1 protein-coding gene is annotated in these 230 nt (G+C 33.9%); it reads left to right on the top strand.

Annotated elements, in window-relative coordinates; translation table 11 throughout:
* Positions 1–104 precede the first annotated feature (104 nt).
* Positions 105–230, top strand: a complete 126-nt coding sequence (locus KVT11_RS20845; protein WP_217609241.1) for an FbpB family small basic protein — start codon at positions 105–107, stop codon at positions 228–230.

The raw sequence follows: 230 nt of genomic DNA, 5'->3' as shown, positions 1-230 counted from the left end.
AGAAATTGAAAAAGAGCTGGTTCTATAATGATTCAGCTCTTTTTTGCTTATTTTCTAAATGATTTGGCGTAAATGGTATGAACAGAGTGGAGGAGGTGATAGACATGAGAAGAAGAAAGCGCCGGACATTTGAAGAACTTGTGCTTGAAAATAAAAAAGAATTATTAAGCAATGAGGTATTTTTAAACCAGCTTGAAGAAAAGTTGGAAGGGCGATTTAGACAGAAATAA

The organism is Bacillus sp. GbtcB10 (assembly GCF_019091365.1).
Taxonomy (GTDB): domain Bacteria; phylum Bacillota; class Bacilli; order Bacillales; family Bacillaceae; genus Bacillus; species Bacillus altitudinis.
This window is presented reverse-complemented; position numbering and strand designations above follow the sequence as displayed.